4 protein-coding genes are annotated in these 2,961 nt (G+C 60.6%); 1 reads left to right on the forward strand and 3 read right to left on the reverse strand.

Annotation, left to right across the window (positions count from 1 at the left end):
• Positions 1–28 precede the first annotated feature (28 nt).
• From VF436_RS20500 to surE, 3 genes are read right to left on the reverse strand one after another with little or no spacing between them, the layout of a single operon-like run.
• Positions 29–637, reverse strand: a complete 609-nt coding sequence (locus VF436_RS20500; RefSeq protein WP_330905912.1) for a YqaA family protein — start codon at positions 635–637, stop codon at positions 29–31.
• On the reverse strand, positions 637–1,317 hold the full coding sequence (locus tag VF436_RS20505) for a protein-L-isoaspartate(D-aspartate) O-methyltransferase (RefSeq protein WP_330905913.1): 681 nt from the start codon (positions 1,315–1,317) through the stop codon (positions 637–639). Before VF436_RS20505 ends, VF436_RS20500 begins: the two co-directional genes overlap by 1 nt.
• A complete protein-coding gene (gene surE / locus VF436_RS20510; protein ID WP_330905915.1) occupies positions 1,317–2,108 on the reverse strand; it encodes a 5'/3'-nucleotidase SurE in 792 nt (263 codons plus the stop codon). Before surE ends, VF436_RS20505 begins: the two co-directional genes overlap by 1 nt.
• Positions 2,109–2,240: 132 nt before the next feature.
• Between surE and VF436_RS20515 the strand changes: the two genes are divergently transcribed.
• On the forward strand, positions 2,241–2,786 hold the full coding sequence (locus tag VF436_RS20515) for a Smr/MutS family protein (RefSeq protein WP_330905914.1): 546 nt from the start codon (positions 2,241–2,243) through the stop codon (positions 2,784–2,786).
• Positions 2,787–2,961: the final 175 nt, after the last annotated feature.

Below are 2,961 nucleotides of genomic sequence, written 5' to 3' on the forward strand. Positions count from 1 at the left end.
GACTTCCTGTTCGACATCGCTTCAAGCTTCAACGACTCCATAGCCACCATGCAACCAGGCCAACCAAGAGCACGATGACGGTCCACCCAAGCCATTCGATATTTTTCTGCAGCATGCGCTCGGCGCGTTCACCGAACAGGCGCACCAGGATCGCCAGCAGCCAGACGCGCTTGCCACGTCCAACGGCCACGCAAGCGAGAAAGGGAATGACCGGTACACCGACGATACCCGCCGCCCAGGTTACGAACTTCATCGGCACCACCGGCTGCAAGGCAGCCAGCGCCAGCACGGTCAACAAACCGAGCCAATGCTCGTTCATCTGCATGCGCAGACTGTCGACGCCCTTCTGGATGGGTTCGAGCAAGTGCAAGGCATCCAGTGCAGGACGCAATGCCTCGAAAGCCCAATGGCCCAGTGCATAGCCCACCAGCGCGCCAAGCAGGGAAAAGAGCAGGCTGATGTTGGCGTAGAAGAAGGCTTTCTGCCGCCGCCCAAGCATCATCGGCGCGAGCATTACCTCCGGCATCACCGGAAAAATGAACGCCTCCACGAAACTCAGGCCGCACAGGTACCAGGTCGCGCGCGGATGGCGCGCCCAGGTCAACACCCGGGCGTAAAGCGAACCGAACAGGCGCATCAGCCGATACCGCCCAGGAGCGGCACGAAACTCACTGCGGCCAGATCCTCCTGAATAAAGTCGCCTTTGCCGTCTCCACGCATGCGGATAAGGGTTTGGTTGCTGGGCGACCCGACCGGCGCCACGAGCACGCCATGAGGCGCAAGCTGGTCGAGCAGTTGCGTCGGCACCGTGTCGCCAGCAGCGGTAAGTATGATGGCGTCGAAGGGAGCCTCTTCCGGCCAGCCGAGCTTGCCGTCGTCATGACGCGAACGTATCTGCGGCAAGCCAAGCTGACGAAAGCGCCGGCGGGCCTGGCGCAGCAGTTCCTCGATACGTTCAACCGTGAACACCTGAGGGACCAGCCCAGCCAGGACCGTGGCCTGGTAACCCGAGCCGGTGCCGATTTCCAGAACTTTCTGTGGCACGCCAAATTCGAGCAATGCTTCGCTCATGCGCGCCACCACCCAGGGCTGGGAAATGGTCTGTCCATGGCCGATCGGCAAAGCCGTGTTTTCATAGGCACGTGAATGCAGAGCCTGATCGATAAAATGGTGGCGAGGGACGTTGCGGATCACATCGATCACACGCGGGTCCTTGATACCCTCTTCCTTAAGCCGCGCAGCAAGGCGATCACGGGCACGCTGCGAGGTCATGCCCTCGCCTTTTAGCATGGCCGGTGGCAACGGATGGGTGTTCATCAGCTCACCTCTCCGCTGGATGGCATGGTCATCTCGGCCGAGAGCGTGTTCATCCAGCTGCTGACTTTTTCAAGCGCCTGGAAGCGAGTCAGATCCACATGGATGGGGGTGACCGAAATGAAGCCACGGCGAACCGCGTCGAAATCCGTCCCCGGGCCGGCATCGTCCACATCACCAGCCGGCCCGATCCACCAGATCGGCTTGCCACGCGGATCGGTGTCTCCAATACATGGGGCCGAGCGATGACGCTTGCCCAGTCGGGTGACCTCGAAACCAAGAATCTCGCTCCAGGGACGATCCGGCACGTTGACATTGAGGATGGTGTCGGCAGGCAGGGGGTCGACCAGCAAGCGCTGCATCAGCAGTAATACCGCCTGGGCCGCCGAGTCGTAATGCTCCCCCTTGTGATCGCGCGTGACCAGGGAGACGGCAATGGCCGGCAGTCCCAGAAAGCGCCCTTCCATTGCCGCCGAAACGGTGCCGGAATAGATCACATCGTCGCCGAGATTGGCCGTGTTGTTGATGCCCGAAACCACGATATCAGGCTCGTAGTCGAGCATGCCGGCCAAGGCCAGGTGAACGCAATCGGTGGGCGTGCCGGCAACGCGGTAACGACGCTCTCCCATGTCCACGACCCGGATGGGAGCATCCAGGGTCAAGGAATTGCTTGCCCCGGACCGATCCCGGTCGGGGGCCACCACGGTCACCTCACCCACCGCGCTCAGGCGGTCGGCAAGCACGCGGATACCGAGGGCATCCACGCCATCATCATTGCTGACTAGAACTCGCATCATGATCCGTCTAAAAACCAGTCTGAGGCACGTGCCCGACCATGCACGCAAGGCTTGAAGTCTACCGGACGCGCCCAGAGGTTTCACACATTGCCAAGCCAAGTATGCTGAGCGCATGTCAGGAGCCGCCGCATGAAACGACGCCCCGCCCCCTCTATCAGCGATGAGGATGCCCGCCTTTTTCGCGAGGCCATTGGCGAGGTGCGGCAACTGGATCCGGTTGAACTCCCGCCCCAGACGCCCAAGCCCGAACCGCGTGCGCACATGTTTGAAGCGGACGAAGCGGCGGTACCGGCCGAACTGCTCGACATGGCCTTCGATCCCGGCCTGCTGGAGATCGGTGAAGAGCTCAGCTATCTGCGCGATGGCTACCCCCCCAAACTGTTGCGACAGCTCAAGCGCGGACAATTCAGCGTGCAAGACGACATCGATCTGCACCATATGAATGCTGCCGCCGCTCAGCAGACGATCATCGAATTTCTTGCCGAGGCACACCACCACGGCCTGCGCTGCGTCCGCATCGTGCATGGCAAGGGACTACGCTCAAAAGCTACCGGTCCGGTGCTAAAAGTATTGACAGATCGCCTGCTCCGCCGACGAGACGATGTCATCGCATTCGCCTCCGCACGCCCAGCACAGGGAGGCACTGGAGCGGTAGTAGTGCTGCTTAAGGATTAAGTCAAACGCCACAAGAGAAGTTCTGGAGTAGATCAAGCAGTCGGCCCTACACGCGGCGGATCTGTTTGAATTTAATCTGGCCTGGTTTGATGGTGGCAATTGCCGATATAAGCATGATGCTTATTGCTCGCCCCCCAATCGTCAATCCATTCATATTCGACACGCGAGCCATCCA

It is taken from the genome of Dyella sp. (genome assembly GCF_036384435.1).
Taxonomy (GTDB): Bacteria; Pseudomonadota; Gammaproteobacteria; order Xanthomonadales; family Rhodanobacteraceae; genus GSA-30.

Excerpts from the sequence above, each read along its gene's own strand:
- VF436_RS20500 (WP_330905912.1), bottom strand. The coding sequence starts at position 637 with ATGCGCCTGTTCGGTTCGCTTTACGCCCGGGTGTTGACCTGGGCGCGC.
- VF436_RS20505 (WP_330905913.1), bottom strand. The coding sequence starts at position 1,317 with ATGAACACCCATCCGTTGCCACCGGCCATGCTAAAAGGCGAGGGCATG.
- surE (WP_330905915.1), bottom strand. The coding sequence starts at position 2,108 with ATGCGAGTTCTAGTCAGCAATGATGATGGCGTGGATGCCCTCGGTATC.
- VF436_RS20515 (WP_330905914.1), top strand. The coding sequence starts at position 2,241 with ATGAAACGACGCCCCGCCCCCTCTATCAGCGATGAGGATGCCCGCCTT.